Origin of the sequence: Streptomyces sp. NPDC057743 (genome assembly GCF_042798755.1) — a bacterium.
In the GTDB taxonomy this organism is placed as follows: domain Bacteria; phylum Actinomycetota; class Actinomycetes; order Streptomycetales; family Streptomycetaceae; genus Streptomyces.
The window spans coordinates 59,914-76,239 of sequence record NZ_JBHVJX010000024.1 but is presented as its reverse complement, the minus strand read 5'-3'; the positions used below and the strand labels follow the sequence as shown (position 1 = coordinate 76,239).

The 16,326-nt window shown below is 72.6% G+C and carries 15 protein-coding genes and 1 tRNA gene; 3 read left to right on the top strand and 13 right to left on the bottom strand.

The window, feature by feature from the left end:
• Positions 1-24: 24 nt before the first annotated feature.
• A complete protein-coding gene (locus ACFVFQ_RS26085) occupies positions 25-984 on the top strand; it encodes a helix-turn-helix transcriptional regulator (RefSeq protein ID WP_383420271.1) in 960 nt (319 codons plus the stop codon).
• A gap of 190 nt (positions 985-1,174) precedes the next feature.
• Here the strand turns inward: ACFVFQ_RS26085 and ACFVFQ_RS26080 are convergent.
• The 7 genes from ACFVFQ_RS26080 to ACFVFQ_RS26050 form a co-directional block, all read right to left on the bottom strand.
• Positions 1,175-1,247: transfer RNA gene (locus tag ACFVFQ_RS26080), tRNA-Ala, on the bottom strand.
• A gap of 114 nt (positions 1,248-1,361) precedes the next feature.
• The gene (locus tag ACFVFQ_RS26075) at positions 1,362-2,015 is read right to left on the bottom strand and encodes a histidine phosphatase family protein (protein ID WP_383420269.1); all 654 of its coding nucleotides are present in this window, start codon (positions 2,013-2,015) and stop codon (positions 1,362-1,364) included.
• Positions 2,012-2,446 carry a ribosome silencing factor gene (rsfS, locus tag ACFVFQ_RS26070; protein WP_383420211.1) on the bottom strand — a complete coding sequence of 145 codons (435 nt, stop codon included), beginning with the start codon at positions 2,444-2,446 and terminating at the stop codon, positions 2,012-2,014. The genes ACFVFQ_RS26075 and rsfS overlap by 4 nt, the downstream gene beginning before the upstream one ends.
• Positions 2,447-2,667: 221 nt before the next feature.
• The gene (locus tag ACFVFQ_RS26065) at positions 2,668-4,551 is read right to left on the bottom strand and encodes a LytR C-terminal domain-containing protein (protein WP_383420209.1); all 1,884 of its coding nucleotides are present in this window, start codon (positions 4,549-4,551) and stop codon (positions 2,668-2,670) included.
• A gap of 24 nt (positions 4,552-4,575) precedes the next feature.
• Complete coding sequence (nadD, locus tag ACFVFQ_RS26060; RefSeq protein WP_383420207.1) at positions 4,576-5,187, bottom strand: nicotinate-nucleotide adenylyltransferase; 612 nt, start codon at positions 5,185-5,187, stop codon at positions 4,576-4,578.
• Between the two features lie 52 nt (positions 5,188-5,239).
• The gene (locus tag ACFVFQ_RS26055; RefSeq protein WP_383420205.1) at positions 5,240-5,401 is read right to left on the bottom strand and encodes a hypothetical protein; all 162 of its coding nucleotides are present in this window, start codon (positions 5,399-5,401) and stop codon (positions 5,240-5,242) included.
• Between the two features lie 208 nt (positions 5,402-5,609).
• Positions 5,610-5,762, bottom strand: coding sequence for a hypothetical protein (locus ACFVFQ_RS26050; RefSeq protein WP_274915735.1), 153 nt, complete (start codon positions 5,760-5,762; stop codon positions 5,610-5,612).
• Positions 5,763-5,893: 131 nt separating this feature from the next.
• On the opposite strand from ACFVFQ_RS26050, the gene ACFVFQ_RS26045 reads away from it, so the two are divergent.
• Positions 5,894-6,988 (top strand): M48 family metallopeptidase, encoded by a 1,095-nt coding sequence (locus tag ACFVFQ_RS26045; RefSeq protein WP_383420203.1) that lies wholly within the window; start codon positions 5,894-5,896, stop codon positions 6,986-6,988.
• Here ACFVFQ_RS26045 and ACFVFQ_RS26040 read toward each other — a convergent pair.
• The 5 genes from ACFVFQ_RS26040 to proB form a co-directional block, all read right to left on the bottom strand.
• On the bottom strand, positions 6,951-8,075 hold the full coding sequence (locus ACFVFQ_RS26040) for a hypothetical protein (protein ID WP_383420201.1): 1,125 nt from the start codon (positions 8,073-8,075) through the stop codon (positions 6,951-6,953). The genes ACFVFQ_RS26045 and ACFVFQ_RS26040 overlap by 38 nt on opposite strands.
• Positions 8,076-8,134: 59 nt before the next feature.
• Positions 8,135-8,752 carry a hypothetical protein gene (locus ACFVFQ_RS26035; protein WP_383420199.1) on the bottom strand — a complete coding sequence of 206 codons (618 nt, stop codon included), beginning with the start codon at positions 8,750-8,752 and terminating at the stop codon, positions 8,135-8,137.
• An 85-nt stretch (positions 8,753-8,837) separates the two neighbouring features.
• Positions 8,838-10,106 (bottom strand): glutamate-5-semialdehyde dehydrogenase, encoded by a 1,269-nt coding sequence (locus ACFVFQ_RS26030; RefSeq protein ID WP_383420197.1) that lies wholly within the window; start codon positions 10,104-10,106, stop codon positions 8,838-8,840.
• Between the two features lie 179 nt (positions 10,107-10,285).
• The gene (locus ACFVFQ_RS26025) at positions 10,286-10,789 is read right to left on the bottom strand and encodes a hypothetical protein (protein WP_383420195.1); all 504 of its coding nucleotides are present in this window, start codon (positions 10,787-10,789) and stop codon (positions 10,286-10,288) included.
• A gap of 237 nt (positions 10,790-11,026) precedes the next feature.
• Positions 11,027-12,124, bottom strand: a complete 1,098-nt coding sequence (gene proB, locus ACFVFQ_RS26020) for a glutamate 5-kinase (protein ID WP_383420267.1) — start codon at positions 12,122-12,124, stop codon at positions 11,027-11,029.
• 464 nt (positions 12,125-12,588) lie between these two features.
• Between proB and ACFVFQ_RS26015 the strand changes: the two genes are divergently transcribed.
• Complete coding sequence (locus tag ACFVFQ_RS26015) at positions 12,589-14,676, top strand: hypothetical protein (RefSeq protein WP_383420192.1); 2,088 nt, start codon at positions 12,589-12,591, stop codon at positions 14,674-14,676.
• 126 nt (positions 14,677-14,802) lie between these two features.
• Here ACFVFQ_RS26015 and obgE read toward each other — a convergent pair whose 3' ends face one another.
• On the bottom strand, positions 14,803-16,239 hold the full coding sequence (obgE, locus tag ACFVFQ_RS26010; RefSeq protein ID WP_383420189.1) for a GTPase ObgE: 1,437 nt from the start codon (positions 16,237-16,239) through the stop codon (positions 14,803-14,805).
• Between the last annotated feature and the right edge of the window lie 87 nt (positions 16,240-16,326).

Below are 16,326 nucleotides of genomic sequence, written 5' to 3'. Positions count from 1 at the left end.
CCCGACGATGGGGGTGTGAGCGCCATGACGACCTCGGTCCGAGCCGACGGGCGTCGGCGGCCCGAGCTGGCGGCCTTCCTGCGCAGCCGGCGGGCCCGGGTGACGCCGCAGGACGTGGGCATGCCGCCCGGGCTGCGGCGCCGCACGCCCGGCCTGCGCCGCGAGGAGGTCGCCCAGCTCTCGGGCGTCGGCGTGACCTGGTACACGTGGTTGGAGCAAGGGCGCCCGATCAACGCCAGCGGCCAGGTGCTGGACGCGGTGGCCCGTACGCTCCGGCTGGACGACGCCGAGCGCGAGCACCTCTACCACCTCGCCGAGGTGCCCTACGCCCCCGCCAGAGAGGCGGACGCGCGCTCCGTGGGCCCGGAGGTACACGGCATCATCGACGCCCTGGTGCCCCTGCCCGCGGTGGTCTACAACGCCCGTTACGACGTCCTCGCCGCCAACTCCGCCTACCAGGGCGTCTTCCCGGCCGTCGCGCTCGCCCGCGGCCCGGCGCGCAACGCCCTGTGGCAGCTGTTCACGATGCCCCCGTGTTGCTCGACGGTGCGCAACCGCGACGAGGAGTTCCCGGCGCTGGTGGCCCAACTCCGCGGCGCCTACGGGCGGCACGTCGGCGAGGCTGCCTGGGAGGCCCTGATATCCCGCCTGTCCGGGGCCAGTTCGGAATTCGCGCGGCTGTGGGCGACCGGCGACGTCGCCCCGCACGGCCGTCGCGTGAAGGTGGTCCAGCACGCCTCGGTCGGCGAGATACGGCTGGTCTCCTCGTCCCTGGCGGTCGACGGCGCCCCCGAGACCCGGATCGTGGTCTACACCCCGGCTGACGAGGAGAGCCGACGGCTGACGGCGGTGCTGCGCACGGTCCACGACCCGCTCCTCGGCTGCCCCGAGCATCTGCGGCCCGCCTCCGAGATCCGCGCGGGCCTGGAACAGACGTGGGAGCGCGGCGCCAACGCCCCGGAGGAGCCGCCCACCGAGGCGTAGTGAGGCACCCCACAGCCCCGGAGCAACTGCCCCTGCGTTCCTGCCCGGACGGCGCTGCCCGGCGCGCACAGCACCGTCAGCCCGCCGCCCGTCCAGGGACGCGCGCGCGGAGAACGCACGGAAACGCACAGGACTGCGCGACAACGCAGAAGATCCCGCCTCCGATGAGGAGACGGGATCTTCCGGACTGTGGAGCTAAGGAGAATTGAACTCCTGACCTCCTGCATGCCATGCAGGCGCTCTACCAACTGAGCTATAGCCCCGGGTCTTGTTCCGTTCCCCCGGGGTTTCCCCCGGCGGCGCCGCGAACAAGAAGAACTCTAGCCTGCGACCTGCCCAAATGTGAAATCCGGTCCGGTCGCCCCCGCTCCGGGGCCTTAGTCGTCGTCGCCGAGCACCGGCTCCGGCAGGGTGCCGGCGTTGTGCTCCAGCAGCCGCCAGCCGCGGGCGCCCTCGCCCAGGACGGACCAGCAGCAGTTCGACAGTCCGCCCAGGCCCTCCCAGTGGTGGGACTCCAGGCCGAGCAGCCGCCCGATGGTGGTGCGGATGGTGCCGCCGTGGCTGACGACGACGAGGGTGCCCTCGTCGGGCAGCTTGTCGGCGTGCCGCAGGACGATCGGGGCGGCCCGGTCGGCGACCTCGGTCTCCAGTTCGCCGCCACCTCGGCGCACCGGCTCACCGCGCTTCCAGGCGGTGTACTCCGCACCGAACCGCGCCAGGATCTCGTCGTGCGTCAGGCCCTGCCAGGCGCCCGCGTAGGTCTCCCGGAGCCCGGCGTCGTAGGTGACGTCCAGCTGCGTCAGGGCGGCCAGCTCGCCCGCCGTCGCCATGGCGCGGCTCAGGTCGGACGCGATGATGGCGTCCGGCCGGAGGGCGGCCAGCAGCCGGGCGGCGCGGCGGGCCTGGGCGACGCCGGTGTCCGTCAGCTCGATGTCGGTCGAGCCCTGGAAGCGGCGCTCCAAGTTCCAGGCCGTCTGGCCGTGGCGCCACAGGACGAGGCGGCGGCCCCGGCCGCCCTTGGTGCCGTTCAGCGCAGCTCTCCGTCCTCTTCACCGGCGAGGGTCTTGGCGTGCTCCGCCGCCTTGCCGCGGGTCGCCTTGGCCTCCTGAGGGAGGTCGATCTCCGGGCAGTCCTTCCACAGGCGCTCCAGGGCGTAGAACACCCGCTCCTCGCTGTGCTGGACGTGGACGACGATGTCGACGTAGTCGAGCAGCACCCAGCGGGCCTCGCGGTCGCCCTCGCGGCGGACCGGCTTGGCGCCGAGGTCCTTGTTGAGACGTTCCTCGATCTCGTCGACGATCGCCTTGACCTGGCGGTCGCTGGGCGCGGAGGCCAGCAGGAAGGCGTCGGTGATCGAGAGGACGTCGCTGACGTCGTACGCGATGATGTCGTGCGCGAGCTTGTCGGCGGCCGCCAGAGCGGCGGCGTTGATGAGCTCGATGGAGCGGTCCGTGGCGGTCACAAGCGGCTTTCCGGGTCGAGGGGCCCGCTTCTCCAACGGGACGCAGGACGTGCCGGCGGAGCATGCCGCACCGGCGGTCCTGGGCGGCCGGATCGGCGGTCAGGTACCTCTTTAGGGTCTCACGGACCGCCGACACTCCCGGCGGGGATTTCCACCCCACCGGGAGCAGTCGGCATCCTGCCTGGTCAGCCCGGGCGCATCGGCCCGCGGCGGACCCGGTGTCAGCCCTTGTAGTCCTGGCCCAGGACCACCGCGACGTCCGCGTTCCCGGGGACCTTGCCCTGCTGGACGGAGCCGGCCGGCAGGCCGAGGGTCTTGGCGACCTCAGCGGCCTTGGCCCGCTGCGGGGCGTCCCCGTAGGTCACCTTGGACGCGGCCGCGGTGCTGCCGCTGCCGGCGTCGACGAAGGTGTAGCCGCCGTTGAGGAGCGCGATCTGGGCCTTGCCGGTGGCGGCCTTGTCACCGGTGGCGTTGCTGACCGCGACCCGCGGTGTCACACCCGGTGAGGTCTTCTTGACCGTGCCGCCCAGGACGTCCTTGACGACGCCGGCCGCGGTGCCCTGGCTGATCGTCCCGTCGGCCTGCACCGGCAGCAGCTCGGTGTCGTACTTGCCGGTCTTCGCCAGCTCCGCCCGCTGCGCCAGCGAGCTGCCCAACTGGGCCTCGGTGAGCGGCGGGTCGAGGATCTGGAGCAGCGACTTGACGGTGGCGGTGGCGCCGTCCGCGTCGGAGGAGACCTTCTTCAGGGTGGCCTGCATGACCTGCCCGAACCGCTGCAACTGCTTGGTCTGGGAGTCCCCGGGCCCCTGGTAGGTGGCGTAGGCGACGGCCGCCTGCCCGTTGAGGAGCTGGCCGGCGCCCTGTTTGACGACCGGGGGGTCGCCCTTCTTGCCACCGGGGACGGCGGCGTCGGTGTCGACGGTGATCCCACCGACCGTCTCGACGAGGTTCTCCAGATACGGGGTGTCCAGCCGCCAACTGGCCTTGAGGTCGGCGCCGAGGAGGGTGCCCAGGGATTCCCGGGTCGCGTCGGTGCCGTCGTCCTTGACGGTCTTGCCGAGCGTCGTGGTGGTGCCGTCGTCCTTGGTGACGATGAGGTTGTTGGGGAGCAGGAGGGTCGTGCCCTTGTGGGTGGTCTCGTTGTCCACCAGGAGCGCGGTGGAGCTGTTCCCGCTCTTGGTGTCGCGCAGGTTCACCACGAGGACGTCCCGCTTCTGACCGCCGGCCGCGGCATCGGCGCCGCTGCCCGCACCCGACAGCCCCGGCAACTTGCCCGCCCACCAGAGGTAGCCGACGCCGCCGGCCACCAGGAGGGCCAGCACGACGCAGAACGCGACGAGCCGGCTGCGGCCGCGCCGCTTGGCCTCCTCGCGCCGCTCGGTGCGGCTCTCGGTGAACTTCAGCCAGTCGATGACGTCTTCGGAGTCCCCATCCGGATCCTCGACGAACGCGAACTGCTCGGTGTGGTACTCCTCACCGGCGCCCTTGGGACCCGTGGGGCCCTTGGAGCCGGTGGGCGCCGGCGGCTCCTCCGGGCCGGTCGCCGGCGGCGCACCGGGCCGCTCGTGGCCGGGCTGCGCGGGCGGGGACGGCTCGTGCCCCTGGGGCCCGGCGGGCTGCTGCGGCTCCCGATAGGAGAGCTGCTCGTAGGGCGACTGCTGGGGCTGCTGGGACTGCTGCGGAATCCAGTCCGCGGCGGCGGGCGGCCCCTGGTGCGGCGGGCCCTGTTGGGGCTGGGCGTACGGGTCGTACTGCTGGGGATAGCCGGTCTGTTGGGCCTGCTGGCTGCCGTAGCCGTCGTAGCCGTACTCCTGCTGTCCCGGGTAGGACTGCGGGGCCGGCGGCGCCTGGCCGGCCTGGGCCCCGTAGGGGTCATAGGAGCCGTACGGGGCGGGGGTGCCGGGTGCGGGTGGCTGCTGCCCGTAAGGGTCGTAGGTCTGCTGCCCGTACGGCGTCTGCGCCTCGTACTGCTGTGGCGCCTCCGGATGCACCGGCCGCCCGTACTGGTCGTAGGCGTAGCCCTGGCCCGGTTGCCCGTGCTGCTGGGCATACGGGTCCTGGGCATATGGGTCCTGCGGCCCGTACGGATCGTGTCGGTCGCTCACCGGTGCCCCTTTCCATCTGCCCCGTCAGCGGTCGTCGCGGTACAGCTGCTTTTTGTCGATGTAGCGCACCACACCGTCCGGTACCAGGTACCAAACCGGATCCCCCTGGGCGACGCGCGCCCGGCAGTCGGTCGAGGAGATGGCCAGTGCGGGCACCTCGACCAGGGACACCGCCCCCTCGGGCAGCCCGGGGTCCGCGAGGACGTGGCCGGGCCGGGTCACCCCGATGAAGTGGGCGAGCGAGACCAGCTCCGCGGCGTCGTGCCAGGTGAGGATCTGGCTGAGCGCGTCGGCGCCGGTGATGAAGAAGAGGTCCGCGTCCTCGTGCTCCGCCCGTAGATCGCGCAGCGTGTCTATCGTGTACGTCTTGCCGCCGCGGTCGATGTCGATGCGGCTGACGGAGAACTGCGGGTTGGACGCGGTCGCGATGACCGTCATCAGATAACGGTCCTCGGCGGGGGTCACCCTCTTGTGGCTCTTCTGCCACGGGTGCCCCGTGGGCACAAAGACGACCTCATCGAGGTGGAACTGGCTGGCCACCTCGCTGGCGGCGACCAGGTGTCCGTGATGGATCGGGTCGAACGTCCCGCCCATCACGCCGAGCCGCCGCTTCACGGGCCCTGTGTGCTCTCCCATGCGTGCAGACCCTACTTGGCGGGACGCGGTGCCGGGGGCCGGGTGTACGGGCTTAACGGTCGCGGTTGAAGCGCGTGGTGATCCAGAGCAGGAGAAGCAGGATGAAAAGGGCGCTGCCGCCGGTGAGGAAGGGGCTCAGGCTCTCGTGCTGGCCCCCGTGCCCGGCTTCTTCGGCGAGGGAGACCAGGGACTGTGCGGTGGAGTGCAGGCTCATCGTTGGCTGGACCAATCCGGGCGGGTGTCGGACAGAGGCTTCCGCCACATCGTAAGCGCCACGTCACCGGGGGCTCACGCCGACTCCGTCCGAAGGCGCTCCGCCCCCTTCGCAGAAGGGCCCCGGCCGGGCCCGAAGTCGGCCCCCGCGGGCGGCAGTCCCGGTGGGCCGGCCCTGGTCGGTCGGCCCCGTTGGCCGGTCGACCCGGTCAGTCCTGGTTGCCGTAGCCGCGCAGCAGGAACCAGGCGAGCAGGCCCGCCCCCACCACGCCCACGACGATCACGGTGCGCAGGAGCCAGCCGGGACCACCGCCCCGGGAGGTCTCCTCGGCGGCGGCGAGAAGCAGGCTCGGATGCGGCATGGCGGTGGCTCCCTTTTGTGCGGGCCTGAGTGGGCAGTGGTGCGTTCGCCAGCGTACGCCCGGGCATCCATTCCGCTGTCAGTGGCGTCCTCTAGGCTGAATCACACGCAGTCGAACAGGGGGAGGCCCCAATGACGGAGAGCCCAGACGGCGGCGCGAAGGTACCGAGCAGGAACCGCAGGCGGTTCCCCGGCATCTCGTCGCGGTCCTACGAGCACCCGGCGGACCGCTCGGCGCTGGTCGCGCTGCGCAAGCTGAGCGGGTTCGACACCGTCTTCAAGACGCTGAGCGGGCTGCTGCCCGAGCGCAGCCTGCGGCTGCTCTTCCTGTCGGACTCGGTCCGCGTCAGCGACCAGCAGTTCGCGCACCTCAACGCGATGCTGCGGGACGCCTGTTACATCCTGGACCTGGAGAAGGTCCCCCCGATGTACGTCAATCAGGACCCGCAGCCCAACGCCATGTGCATCGGCCTGGACGAGCCGATCATCGTGGTGACGACCGGCCTGGTCGAGCTGCTGGACGAGGAGGAGATGCGGGCCGTCATCGGCCACGAGGTGGGCCACGCCCTCTCCGGGCACGCGGTGTACCGCACGATCCTGCTGTTCCTGACCAACCTCGCCACCAAGGTCGCCTGGATCCCGCTCGGCAATGTCGCGGTGATGGCGATCGTGACGGCGCTGCGCGAGTGGTTCCGCAAGTCGGAGCTGTCGGCCGACCGGGCCGGCCTGTTGGTCGGGCAGGACCTCCAGGCGTCGATGCGTGGCCTGATGAAGCTGGCCGGCGGCAACCACCTGCACGAGATGAACGTCGACGCCTTCCTCAAGCAGGCCGAGGAGTACGAGTCCGGCGGCGACCTGCGGGACTCCGTGCTGAAGATCCTCAACCTCCTGCCCCGCAGCCATCCGTTCACCACGGTCCGCGCCGCCGAGCTGAAGAAGTGGGCCGAGAGCCGCGACTACCAGCGCATCATGGACGGCCACTACCCGCGCCGCGAGGAGGACAAGGACACCTCGGTCTCCGACTCCTTCAAGGACTCCGCGGCGCACTACGCCGAGTCGGTGCGCACCAGCAAGGACCCGCTGATGGGCCTGGTGCGCGATCTGGCCGGCGGCGCCGGGGACTTGGGCGGCAAGCTGCGCGACACGGTCTTCGGCACCCGCCCCAACGGCGCCGGCGATGCGGGCGGCGCTAACGGATCGGATGGCTCGGGTTCGGCTGGGAAGTAGCCGAAAGCTCGCCGCAGAGCGAGGCGTTGGCCCGGCCCCGGGCGTAGGGGTCGGTGCCGGCGGGTCGGTCGGTGCCGGCGCGCTGCCCGGCGAGCAGCGGGCGCAGCGCATCGGCCGACTGTGCGGAGCAGGACAGCGGCCCGACCTGGAGGTCGCTCTGCGCGACGGCCAGCCGGTGGTCGGCGAGGTCGTCCCGGTTGATCCGGAAGTGCAGTTCGCGGCGCACGGTGACGAGCGAGGCCGCGCCCGGCGTCGGTCGGCCGGTGTGCTGCCCGGCGCCGTCCGCCGGCGCCCCGGGGGCCGGCTGCACGGCGTAGACGAAGGTGTAGTCGGCGGCGATGTCGAGGGTGTCCGCGCTCAACTCGGTGGCGTTCAACGTGCCGTTGACGCGGACGTTGTGGTCGGCGAGCCGGACCAGCTTGGGGTCGAAGCGCACCAGCCAACCGGTGGCCGCGTCCCGGCCGTTGTCATCGGGGTGCGCCACGCTCCGGTCGAACTGGTCGAGTTGGCCGGTGTCGAGCAGTAGCCGGATGGGGCGCACCGAGCCGCCGGTGAGGGTGGCCGGGTCCACCGACGAGCGCACGAGGTACTCCTTGGCGATGGTCAGCGCGGTCACGATCTGGTCGTCGGAGAAGTGCGTACTGCGCTGCACGGTAGGGAGGTTGATGCCGGCGGCGCCGATCCGGTAGTCGGCCGCCGGGCTGTGCGTGAAGAGGTCCGTCGGGGTCGCGCCCGGTACGGTGCCGGACGGCGCCAGCGGCACCACCGCGGACCGCAGCGGCTGCGCGCGGGCCGGTTCGGGCGCCTTGTAGGGATGGCGGATGCCCATGTAGACGGCCGTGCCGAAGGCCAGCACGATCAACAGCACCAGCAGAACCGCCTGCCGGGACCCGCCCGGCCGCAGCCATGTGTGGCGGCTCTTCACCGCCGGTGCGTGGTGCTCGCCCAAGCGCTCGTCGGCGGAGAACTCCTGCAATCGCGCCGCGCGGACAAACCGCTCGTCGAAGACCACGGATCGGTACTCGTCGTCACCGCCTCCCGGGGCGCCGTCGGGCATCCCCTCGGGAGGGTCACCAGGCCCGGTCATACAACAAGGGTAGGTCTGACGGGGCCGAGGTAAACGCGGGGAGGCGGTACAACTTCGGGTCAGCGCGGCCCGGAGCCCGCCGGGAACGACGGACGCGGCGGTTGTGCGGAGCCGACCGTGGGGACACCGGGGCGCGGCGAGGTGAACGGGCCCGCGCCGGACTTCGGGGAGGCGCCGGTGGACGGGGTGTCGACGCCGGTGGAACTAGCCGGCGGGGCGGGGCTCTGGCCGCGCCCGGAGGCGCCCCGGTAGACGGCGCTGAAGGCCAGCGCCACCAGGCCGACGCCCATCACCACGGCCAGCACCCAGGCCATGGGGCGGTGCCAACGGGCGGTGCCGCGGTAGGGGCGCAGCGCGCCGCCGTACGGCCCGTAGGGGCCCTCCAGGGCGTGGTCGTCGGGATCGTCGGGCCGGACGCCCGGCCCGTCGCGGTCGTAGTCGTCGTCCGGGCCCAGGCCGGCGCCCAGGCGGGCGGCCGCCTCGGCCTCCGCGCGCGCCTCCGCGGCGGCCAACATCCGCTCGACCGCCGAGGGCTCATGGATCGTCGCGGCCCGTACGAAGTCCTCGTCGAAGACCACGGATGCGAACTCCCCGTCCGCTCGTCCGTGGCTCCCGTGGTGGTGCTCGTCGGGCTCTTCGCCGTCCGGGAACGGCATGCCCCCCACGTCGTCCGGCACCCGTCCAGGGTAGCCCCGGCCGGACTTTTTGGGCAGGGAGAAGAAGGGGCGGATACGGGCGGAACGGGGCCGTCCGCCCGGGGGTTCAGCGGGTGTGGCCGTCGCCCGTGACGATGTACTTGGTGGATGTCAGCTCGGGCAGGCCCATGGGGCCGCGGGCGTGCAGCTTCTGGGTGGAGATGCCGATCTCGGCGCCGAAGCCGAACTGACCGCCGTCGGTGAACCGCGTCGAGGCGTTGACCGCGACGGTGGTGGAGTCCACCAACTGGGTGAAGCGGCGGGCGGCGGCCTGGGAGCCGGTGACGATGGCCTCGGTGTGGCCCGAGGTCCAGCGCCGGATGTGGGCGACCGCGGCGTCCAGGTCGGGCACCACGGCGGCGGCGATGTCGTAGGAGAGGTACTCGGTGGCCCAGTCCTCGTCGGTGGCGGGGGCGACCAGGCCGGGGCCGGCCTGCTGCCAGGCGGCGTCGCCGTGCACCACCACGCCGGCCTGGGTCAGCGCCTGAAGGGCGCGCGGCAGGAACTTCTGCGCGATGCCGGCGTGCACCAGCACGGTCTCGGCGGCGTTGCAGACGCTGGGGCGCTGGGCCTTGGAGTTGACCAGGATGTCGATGGCCATGTCGAGGTCGGCGGCCTCGTCGACGTAGACGTGGCAGTTGCCGGTGCCGGTCTCGATGACCGGGACGGTGGACTCCTCGACGACGGTGCGGATCAGGGCGGCGCCGCCGCGCGGGATCAGCACGTCGACCAGACCGCGGGCGCGCATCAACTCGCGCACCGAGTCGCGGCTCTCCCCCGGCACCAACTGCACAGCGTCGGCCGGCAGTCCGGCGCTCTGCACGGCGCCGCGCAGGACGTCCACCAGGGCGCTGTTGGAGGCGTAGGCGGAGGACGAGCCGCGCAGCAGCACGGCGTTGCCGGACTTCAGGCAGAGCGCGGCGGCGTCGACCGTCACGTTGGGGCGGGCCTCGTAGATGATGCCGATCACGCCGAGCGGGACCCGGACCTGGCGCAGGTCGAGGCCGTTGGGCAGGGTCGAGCCGCGGACCACCTCGCCGACCGGGTCGGGCAGCGCGACGACCTTGCGGACGTCGTCGGCGATGGCGGCGATCCGCTCGGGGGTGAGGGTGAGCCGGTCCACGATCGACTCGGAGGTGCCGGCGGCGCGGGCCTTGTCGATGTCCTCGGCATTGGCCGCGACCAGGGTGTCGGTCTGCGCCACCAGGGCGTCGGCGATGGCGAGCAGCGCCCCGTCGCGGGCCGTGCGCGGCAGCGGGGCCAGGACGGCGGCCGCCTCCTTGGCGCGGCGGGCGGTGTCGAGGACGGGCGAGGACGGGGAAGCGCTGCTGGTCATGGCGGCAGCCTAACGCCGCGCCGGCCGGCGGCCGCGCCGGATCCCACAGTGCGGGACGCCGGTCACACCGGCGCCGGGTGTCTGTGGACGACGCCGCGGCCACCGCGGTACGGCGAGGCTGGGCGAGCGGCAGTTCGCGAGCCCTGAAGCCTGTCCGGCCATGACCCATCGGACAGGCCCTAGTACGGATGGACCCCGACCGGTGAGGCCGGCGGCGGCCCGTAGCCCTCCGCGATGCGCTGGTGGTAGGTCTCCCGGTCGATGACCTCCAGGCCGACGATCTCCCAGGGCGGCAGCTTGGCCGTCGAGCGGTGCTCGCCCCACAACCGGAGCGCGACCGCGGCCGCGTCGTGCAGGTCCCGGGCCTCTTCCCAGTAGCGGATCTCGGCGTGGTCGTTGGCGTAGCGGCTGGTCAGCAGGAACGGGTGGTCGTGCGCGAGCTGTTCCAGCGCCCGCCGGACCTCCTTGAGCGGGGCCTCGGCGCCTGAGACGCTGAGGGTGACGTGCCAGAGTCGGGACACCTCCCGGCGCTCCTCCTCCCGCGCCCGCGGCGCCGTCCGGTCCCGCTCCGCCCGCCGGTCGCCCTCCGGCCGGGCGCCGCCGGCGCTCCCGGTGGGCCCGACGCTGGTCAGTGTGCGCTCCGCCGTCCCTCGGGCCGGAGCCCCTGGGCGCCCTCGTGTCACCGGCGGCCTCCTGTGATGCGAATCGCTCCGCCCCCTTGAGGTGCGGAGCCGACTGGTGCGGTCGTCCTTCGGCGTGAAGCGCTCGCGCGCTGCGGGCGCCGCTCCCCTACGGCGCCCCTGCAACAAAGTTGACCAGCCCGCGGCCGCTCGCGGGGCGGTTTTACCGAAGGTCCCCAATGAAAGGCTGACGAACGGCCGGTCCCCTACGGGCCGGGCCGCGGTGCCGTGGGCGGGGCGTCAGCGGTGGAGCAGCACCAGGTCGTCGCGGTGCACGACCTCGCGCTCATACGCCGGTCCGAGCTCGCGGGCCAGGTCCCTGGTCGAACGACCAATCAATCGGGGGATTTCCCGGGCGTCGAAGTTGACCAGCCCACGGGCGACGGCGTGACCCTCGGCGTCCCGCAGCTCCACCGGGTCGCCGGCGGAGAACTCGCCCTCGACGCCGGAGATGCCGGCCGGCAGCAGCGAGGAGTTCCGCTCGACGACGGCCCGCACCGCCCCGTCGTCCAGGACGAGGGCGCCCTGCGGCGTCGAGGCGTGTGCCAGCCACAGCAGCCGGTCCGCGGAGCGGCGGCCGGTGCGCAGGAAGTGGGTGCCGGTGGCGGCGCCGGACAGGGCGTCGCCGGCGTGCACGGCGGAGGTGAGCACGACGGGGACGCCGGCCGCGGCCGCGATCCGGGCCGCCTCGACCTTGGTGACCATGCCGCCGGTCCCGACGCCGGACTTGCCCGCGCTCCCGATGGAGATACCGGTCAGGTCCTCGGGCCCGGCGACCACGTCTATCCGGGACGTGCCGGGGGTGGCCGGGTCGCCGTCGTAGAGGCCGTCCACGTCGGAGAGGAGGACGAGCAGGTCGGCGCGGACGAGGTGGGCGACGAGGGCGGCCAGCCGGTCATTGTCGCCGAAGCGGATCTCGTCGGTGGCGACGGTGTCGTTCTCGTTGACGATCGGCACCGCCCCCATGGCCAGCAGTTGGTCCAGGGTGCGGCAGGCGTTGCGGTAGTGGGCCCGCCGGCTGGTGTCATCGGAGGTCAGCAGCACCTGACCGACCCGGCGGCCGTAGCGGGCGAACGAGGCGGTGTAGCGGGCGACCAGCAGGCCCTGGCCGACGCTGGCGGCGGCCTGCTGCCGGGCCAGGTCGCGGGGGCGGCCATCGAGCCCCAGAGGGGCGAGGCCGGCGGCGATGGCCCCGGAGGAGACCAGCACGATCTCCTTGTCCTGGTGCTTGGCCAGCACGTCCACCAGGGCGTCGACGCGGTCCGCGTCCAGCCCCCCGGCGGCCGTGGTCAGCGAGGAGGAGCCGACCTTCACCACGATCCGGCGGGCGTCGGCCACGTCCTGGCGGCCCGGGCCGCCGCCGGCCGGCGCCCCCGCTGCGCCACCGCCCTCGGCGAAGGCCCCGAGGGCCGCTCCTTCGTCGTGCCGTGCCCCTGCCACCTGCATACCCCTGTGCTCGCGGTCCGTGAAGACGTACGGAAGCCGTACAGCCGCAATCTACGGCAGCAGCCCCGGCGGACGCCTCGTCATATCGCCTGGCGGACGCCCCCGCGGACACCGGGAGCGCGTCGACGGGGGTACCTACGTAAATGAACTAAGACGGAAAATGCCACCCGCAGGTTGCGTTCGATTGGTCCGTTTCGCGGTGAAGAGAGCCACAGCAGATTGTCACCAAGGCCAACAAGGTCATACGGTCGGGTGTCCATCGGTCCCGTTTCGCCGCCTCGGCGGCGTCGCAGCGCGGGACCCGGTCGCCGTCCCCGGCCTCCCCCTCGAACTTTCTGCTGCCAGGAGCCCTCCCCGTGCCATCCGCCGGAATCGCCCCCAGACGAGCCGTCCAGCTCGCGGCGCTCTTCGCGATGATGTTCGCGTTCACCGCCCAGTTGCTCGGCGCGCTGCTGCCCGTCATTCCGCTGTTCATCGCAGCGTCCGTGGTCAACCTGGCTCTTGACCTGGTCCTTGCGCATCTGCAACCAGGGCTGCTCGCCCTCCTCGGCCGGATCCGCTTCGATGTGACGGTGCGTCAACTGTTGCGGGACATGCTGATACTGGTCGGCCTCCTGCACATCGACGGCATCAACCCCCTGGAGGAGCAGGCCCCCCTCACCATCACCCTGCTCGCCTTCTACGGCACCCACTTCGTGTGCCAGACCGTCGCCGTCCTGGTCCGCCGGTCCCGCAGCCTGCCGTTCGTCACCCGCAACATCGACGCCGGCGCGCTGGGTCTCACCGACGCCCCGCCGCGGTTGCTCTACCGCCAGACCGGCCGCCGCCTGCTGCGCTTCTCGGTGCCCACCACGGCCGGCCTGATGGTCACGGCCGTCACCGGCAACGTCCTGTGGGGCGGCCTCGGCCTCGCCGTCGCCCTGCTCCTCTCCGCCGGCGGCACGCTCTACCTGAGCACCTGGCTGCTGCCCGGCAAGGGCGTCATCGACGAACAGCGCGCCCTGGCCTGGCTGGACGCCTGGCTGGCCGCCTACCGCCCCACGGTCGGCATGTACTTCTCCGGCGGCGCCACCTCCGCCTACCAGGCCAACATGTGGCTCGACACCCTGGCCAGCCTGGACGGGAAGCCGATCATCGTGCTCCGCGAGCGGTTCATGGTGCAGAAGATCGAGGCCACCGACATCCCGATCGTCTGCATCCCCAAGGTCTCCCACCTGATGCGCCTGGAGCACTCCACCCTCAAGGTGCTGCTGCACCCGGCGAACTCCGGCAAGACCTCGCAGATCCTGCGGATCCCCTCCATCAAGCACGCCTTCATCAACCACGGCGAGAGCGACAAGCTCTCCTCCTGCAACCCGTACGCCAAGGCGTACGACGAGGTCTGGGTGGCCGGCCCGGCGGCCCGGGACCGCTACCAGCTCGCCGACATCGGCGTCGAGGACAAGGACGTCGTCGAGGTCGGCCGCCCCCAACTGGCGCCGATCCGCCCCTACGAGGGCGCCCCGCTCGCCCGGTACACCACCGTGCTCTACGCCCCCACCTGGGAGGGCTGGGACGGCAACCCCGGCAACACCTCGGTGATCCTGGCCGGCGAGAACCTCGTCCGTGCCCTGCTCGCCGACCCCGCGGTCCGGCTGCTCTACAAGCCGCACCCGATGACCGGCTCGGTGGAGCCGCGGGCCGGCGCCGCCGACGCCCGCATCCAGGCGATGATCGCGGAGGCCAACGCGCGGCGCGGCGGCGCCCTGCCCGGCCCGCAGGCCGCCGCCGAACTGGCCCGCCGGACCGCCGAGTTGGACCGGCTGACCACCGCCGACTTCCGCAAGAACGCCGACGAGTTGGAGCGGATGCGGCTCCAGGGCACCCCCGAGGAGGGCCGCGCGGCCGCCGTCGAGGCCGCGGTCGCCGCCTGGGAGGCGGCGTACTGGGACTCCTTCCCGGAGTGGGAGCACCAGGTCATCACCACCGCGCGCCCCGGCATCTTCGCCTGCTTCAACCAGGCGGACCTGCTGATCAGCGACGTCTCCAGCGTGGTCTCGGACTACCTGACCAGCGAGAAGCCGTACGCGGTCGCCAACACCTCCGGGATGAGCGAGGACGACTTCCGAGCGGCCTTCCCGACCGTGCGGGCGGCCACCATCCTCGCGCCCGACGCGTCGGGGGTGCCCGCGCTCCTCGACGCGGTGCGCTCCCCGGAGCGGGACGGTCTGGCCGCGGCCCGCGCCGAGCTCAAGGAGTACCTGCTCGGCCCGTCCGACCCGCCCTCGGCGGTCCGCTTCAACCGGGCCGCGGTGGAGCTGTGCGGCCGGGCCGACGAGCGTCGGCGGCGGATGGAGAGCCGGCTCTCCGGCATCCCCGTCCAGCGCTCGCAGCAGGACGCGACCGCCGCGGAGACGGCCCCCAACGGCACCGGCGGCGCCTCGGACACGACCGCCACCGTCTAGCCGTCCGGCGGGCCGCTCGCGCGCGCCCGTCCACACGCCCGCAGGCCCGGGAGGAGTGCTCCTCCCGGGCCTGCGGTCATGTGTGGGGCGTTCGTCGAGCGGCCCTGGCCGCGCCGAACTCCGCGGCTAGAACGGCGAGAAGCCGTCGTAGTCGCTCTGCGCCTCGTCGCGCTCCGCGTCGCGGTCGCGGCGGCGCTGCGCGGCCGGGCGCGGGGCCTCGAAGCGGTGGTCCTCGCCGCGCCGGCCCAGCATCTCCGCGCCGGCCGACATCGACGGCTCCCAGTCGAAGACCACCGCGTCCTCCTCGGAGCCGATCGCCACGCCGTCCATGGCGCGGGCGCCCGCCTTGAGCAACGCGTCCTCGACACCGAGGCGGTTGAGCCGGTCGGCGAGGTAGCCGACGGCCTCGTCGTTGTTGAAGTCGGTCTGGCGGACCCAGCGTTCGGGCTTCTCGCCGCGGACGCGGAAGAGGCCGTCGGCCTCCTTGGTGACCGTGAAGCCCGCGTCGTCGACCGCCTTGGGGCGGATCACGATCCGGGTGGCCTCCTGCGGCGGCTTGGCGGCGCGCGCCGCGGCGACGATCTCCGCCAGGGCGAACGACAGCTCCTTCAGCCCCTGTCGGGCCACCGCGGAGACCTCGAAGACGCGGTAGCCGCGCGCCTCCAGGTCCGGGCGGATCATGTCGGCGAGGTCCTGGCCGTCCGGGATGTCGACCTTGTTGAGGACGACCACCCGCGGCCGGTCGCCGAGGCCGCCGTACTGGGCCAGCTCCTCCTCGATGATGTCGAGGTCGGAGACCGGGTCGCGGTCCGACTCCAGGGTGGCGGTGTCCAGGACGTGGACGAGCACCTCGCAGCGCTCGACGTGCCGCAGGAACTCCAGGCCCAGGCCCTTGCCCTGGCTGGCGCCGGGGATCAGGCCGGGGACGTCGGCGATGGTGTAGACCGTCGCGCCGGCGGTCACCACGCCGAGGTTGGGCACCAGCGTCGTGAAGGGGTAGTCGGCGATCTTCGGCTTGGCCGCCGAGAGCACCGAGATCAGCGAGGACTTGCCGGCGCTCGGGTAGCCGACCAGCGCGACGTCCGCGACGGTCTTGAGCTCCAGCACGATGTCCCGGGCCCCGCCGGGCTCGCCGAGCAGCGCGAAGCCGGGGGCCTTGCGGCGGGCGGAGGCCAGCGCGGCGTTGCCGAGGCCGCCGCGGCCGCCCTGTCCGGCGACGAACTGGGTGCCCTGGCCCACCATGTCGGCCAGCACCTCGCCGTTCTTGTCCAGGACGACGGTGCCGTCGGGCACCGGCAGGATCAGGTCCTTGCCGTTCTTGCCCTCGCGGTTGTCGCCCGCGCCCGGCTGGCCGTTGGTGGCCTTGCGGTGCGGGTGGTGGTGGTAGTCCAGGAGCGTGGTGACGTCCTGGTCGACGACCAGGATCACATCGCCGCCGCGGCCGCCGTTGCCGCCGTCCGGACCGCCGAGCGGCTTGAACTTCTCCCGATGGACGGAGGCACAGCCGTGGCCTCCGTTACCCGCGGCGACGTGCAGCTCGACGCGGTCCACGAAGGTGGTCATGGTGGGGGTGCCTCCAGATCAGCGGGGTTTGCTACGTACTGAGCGGGTGTCCGAGCGACACCCGGCCCGCCGCACACACGGCGGGAT

Bases quoted from the DNA above. Each gene is read 5' to 3' on its own strand.
- ACFVFQ_RS26085 (WP_383420271.1), top strand. From the start codon at position 25: ATGACGACCTCGGTCCGAGCCGACGGGCGTCGGCGGCCCGAGCTGGCG.
- nadD (WP_383420207.1), bottom strand. From the start codon at position 5,187: ATGGGAGAGCACACAGGGCCCGTGAAGCGGCGGCTCGGCGTGATGGGC.
- ACFVFQ_RS26055 (WP_383420205.1), bottom strand. From the start codon at position 5,401: ATGAGCCTGCACTCCACCGCACAGTCCCTGGTCTCCCTCGCCGAAGAA.
- ACFVFQ_RS26050 (WP_274915735.1), bottom strand. From the start codon at position 5,762: ATGCCGCATCCGAGCCTGCTTCTCGCCGCCGCCGAGGAGACCTCCCGG.
- ACFVFQ_RS26045 (WP_383420203.1), top strand. From the start codon at position 5,894: ATGACGGAGAGCCCAGACGGCGGCGCGAAGGTACCGAGCAGGAACCGC.
- ACFVFQ_RS26040 (WP_383420201.1), bottom strand. From the start codon at position 8,075: ATGACCGGGCCTGGTGACCCTCCCGAGGGGATGCCCGACGGCGCCCCG.
- ACFVFQ_RS26030 (WP_383420197.1), bottom strand. From the start codon at position 10,106: ATGACCAGCAGCGCTTCCCCGTCCTCGCCCGTCCTCGACACCGCCCGC.
- obgE (WP_383420189.1), bottom strand. From the start codon at position 16,239: ATGACCACCTTCGTGGACCGCGTCGAGCTGCACGTCGCCGCGGGTAAC.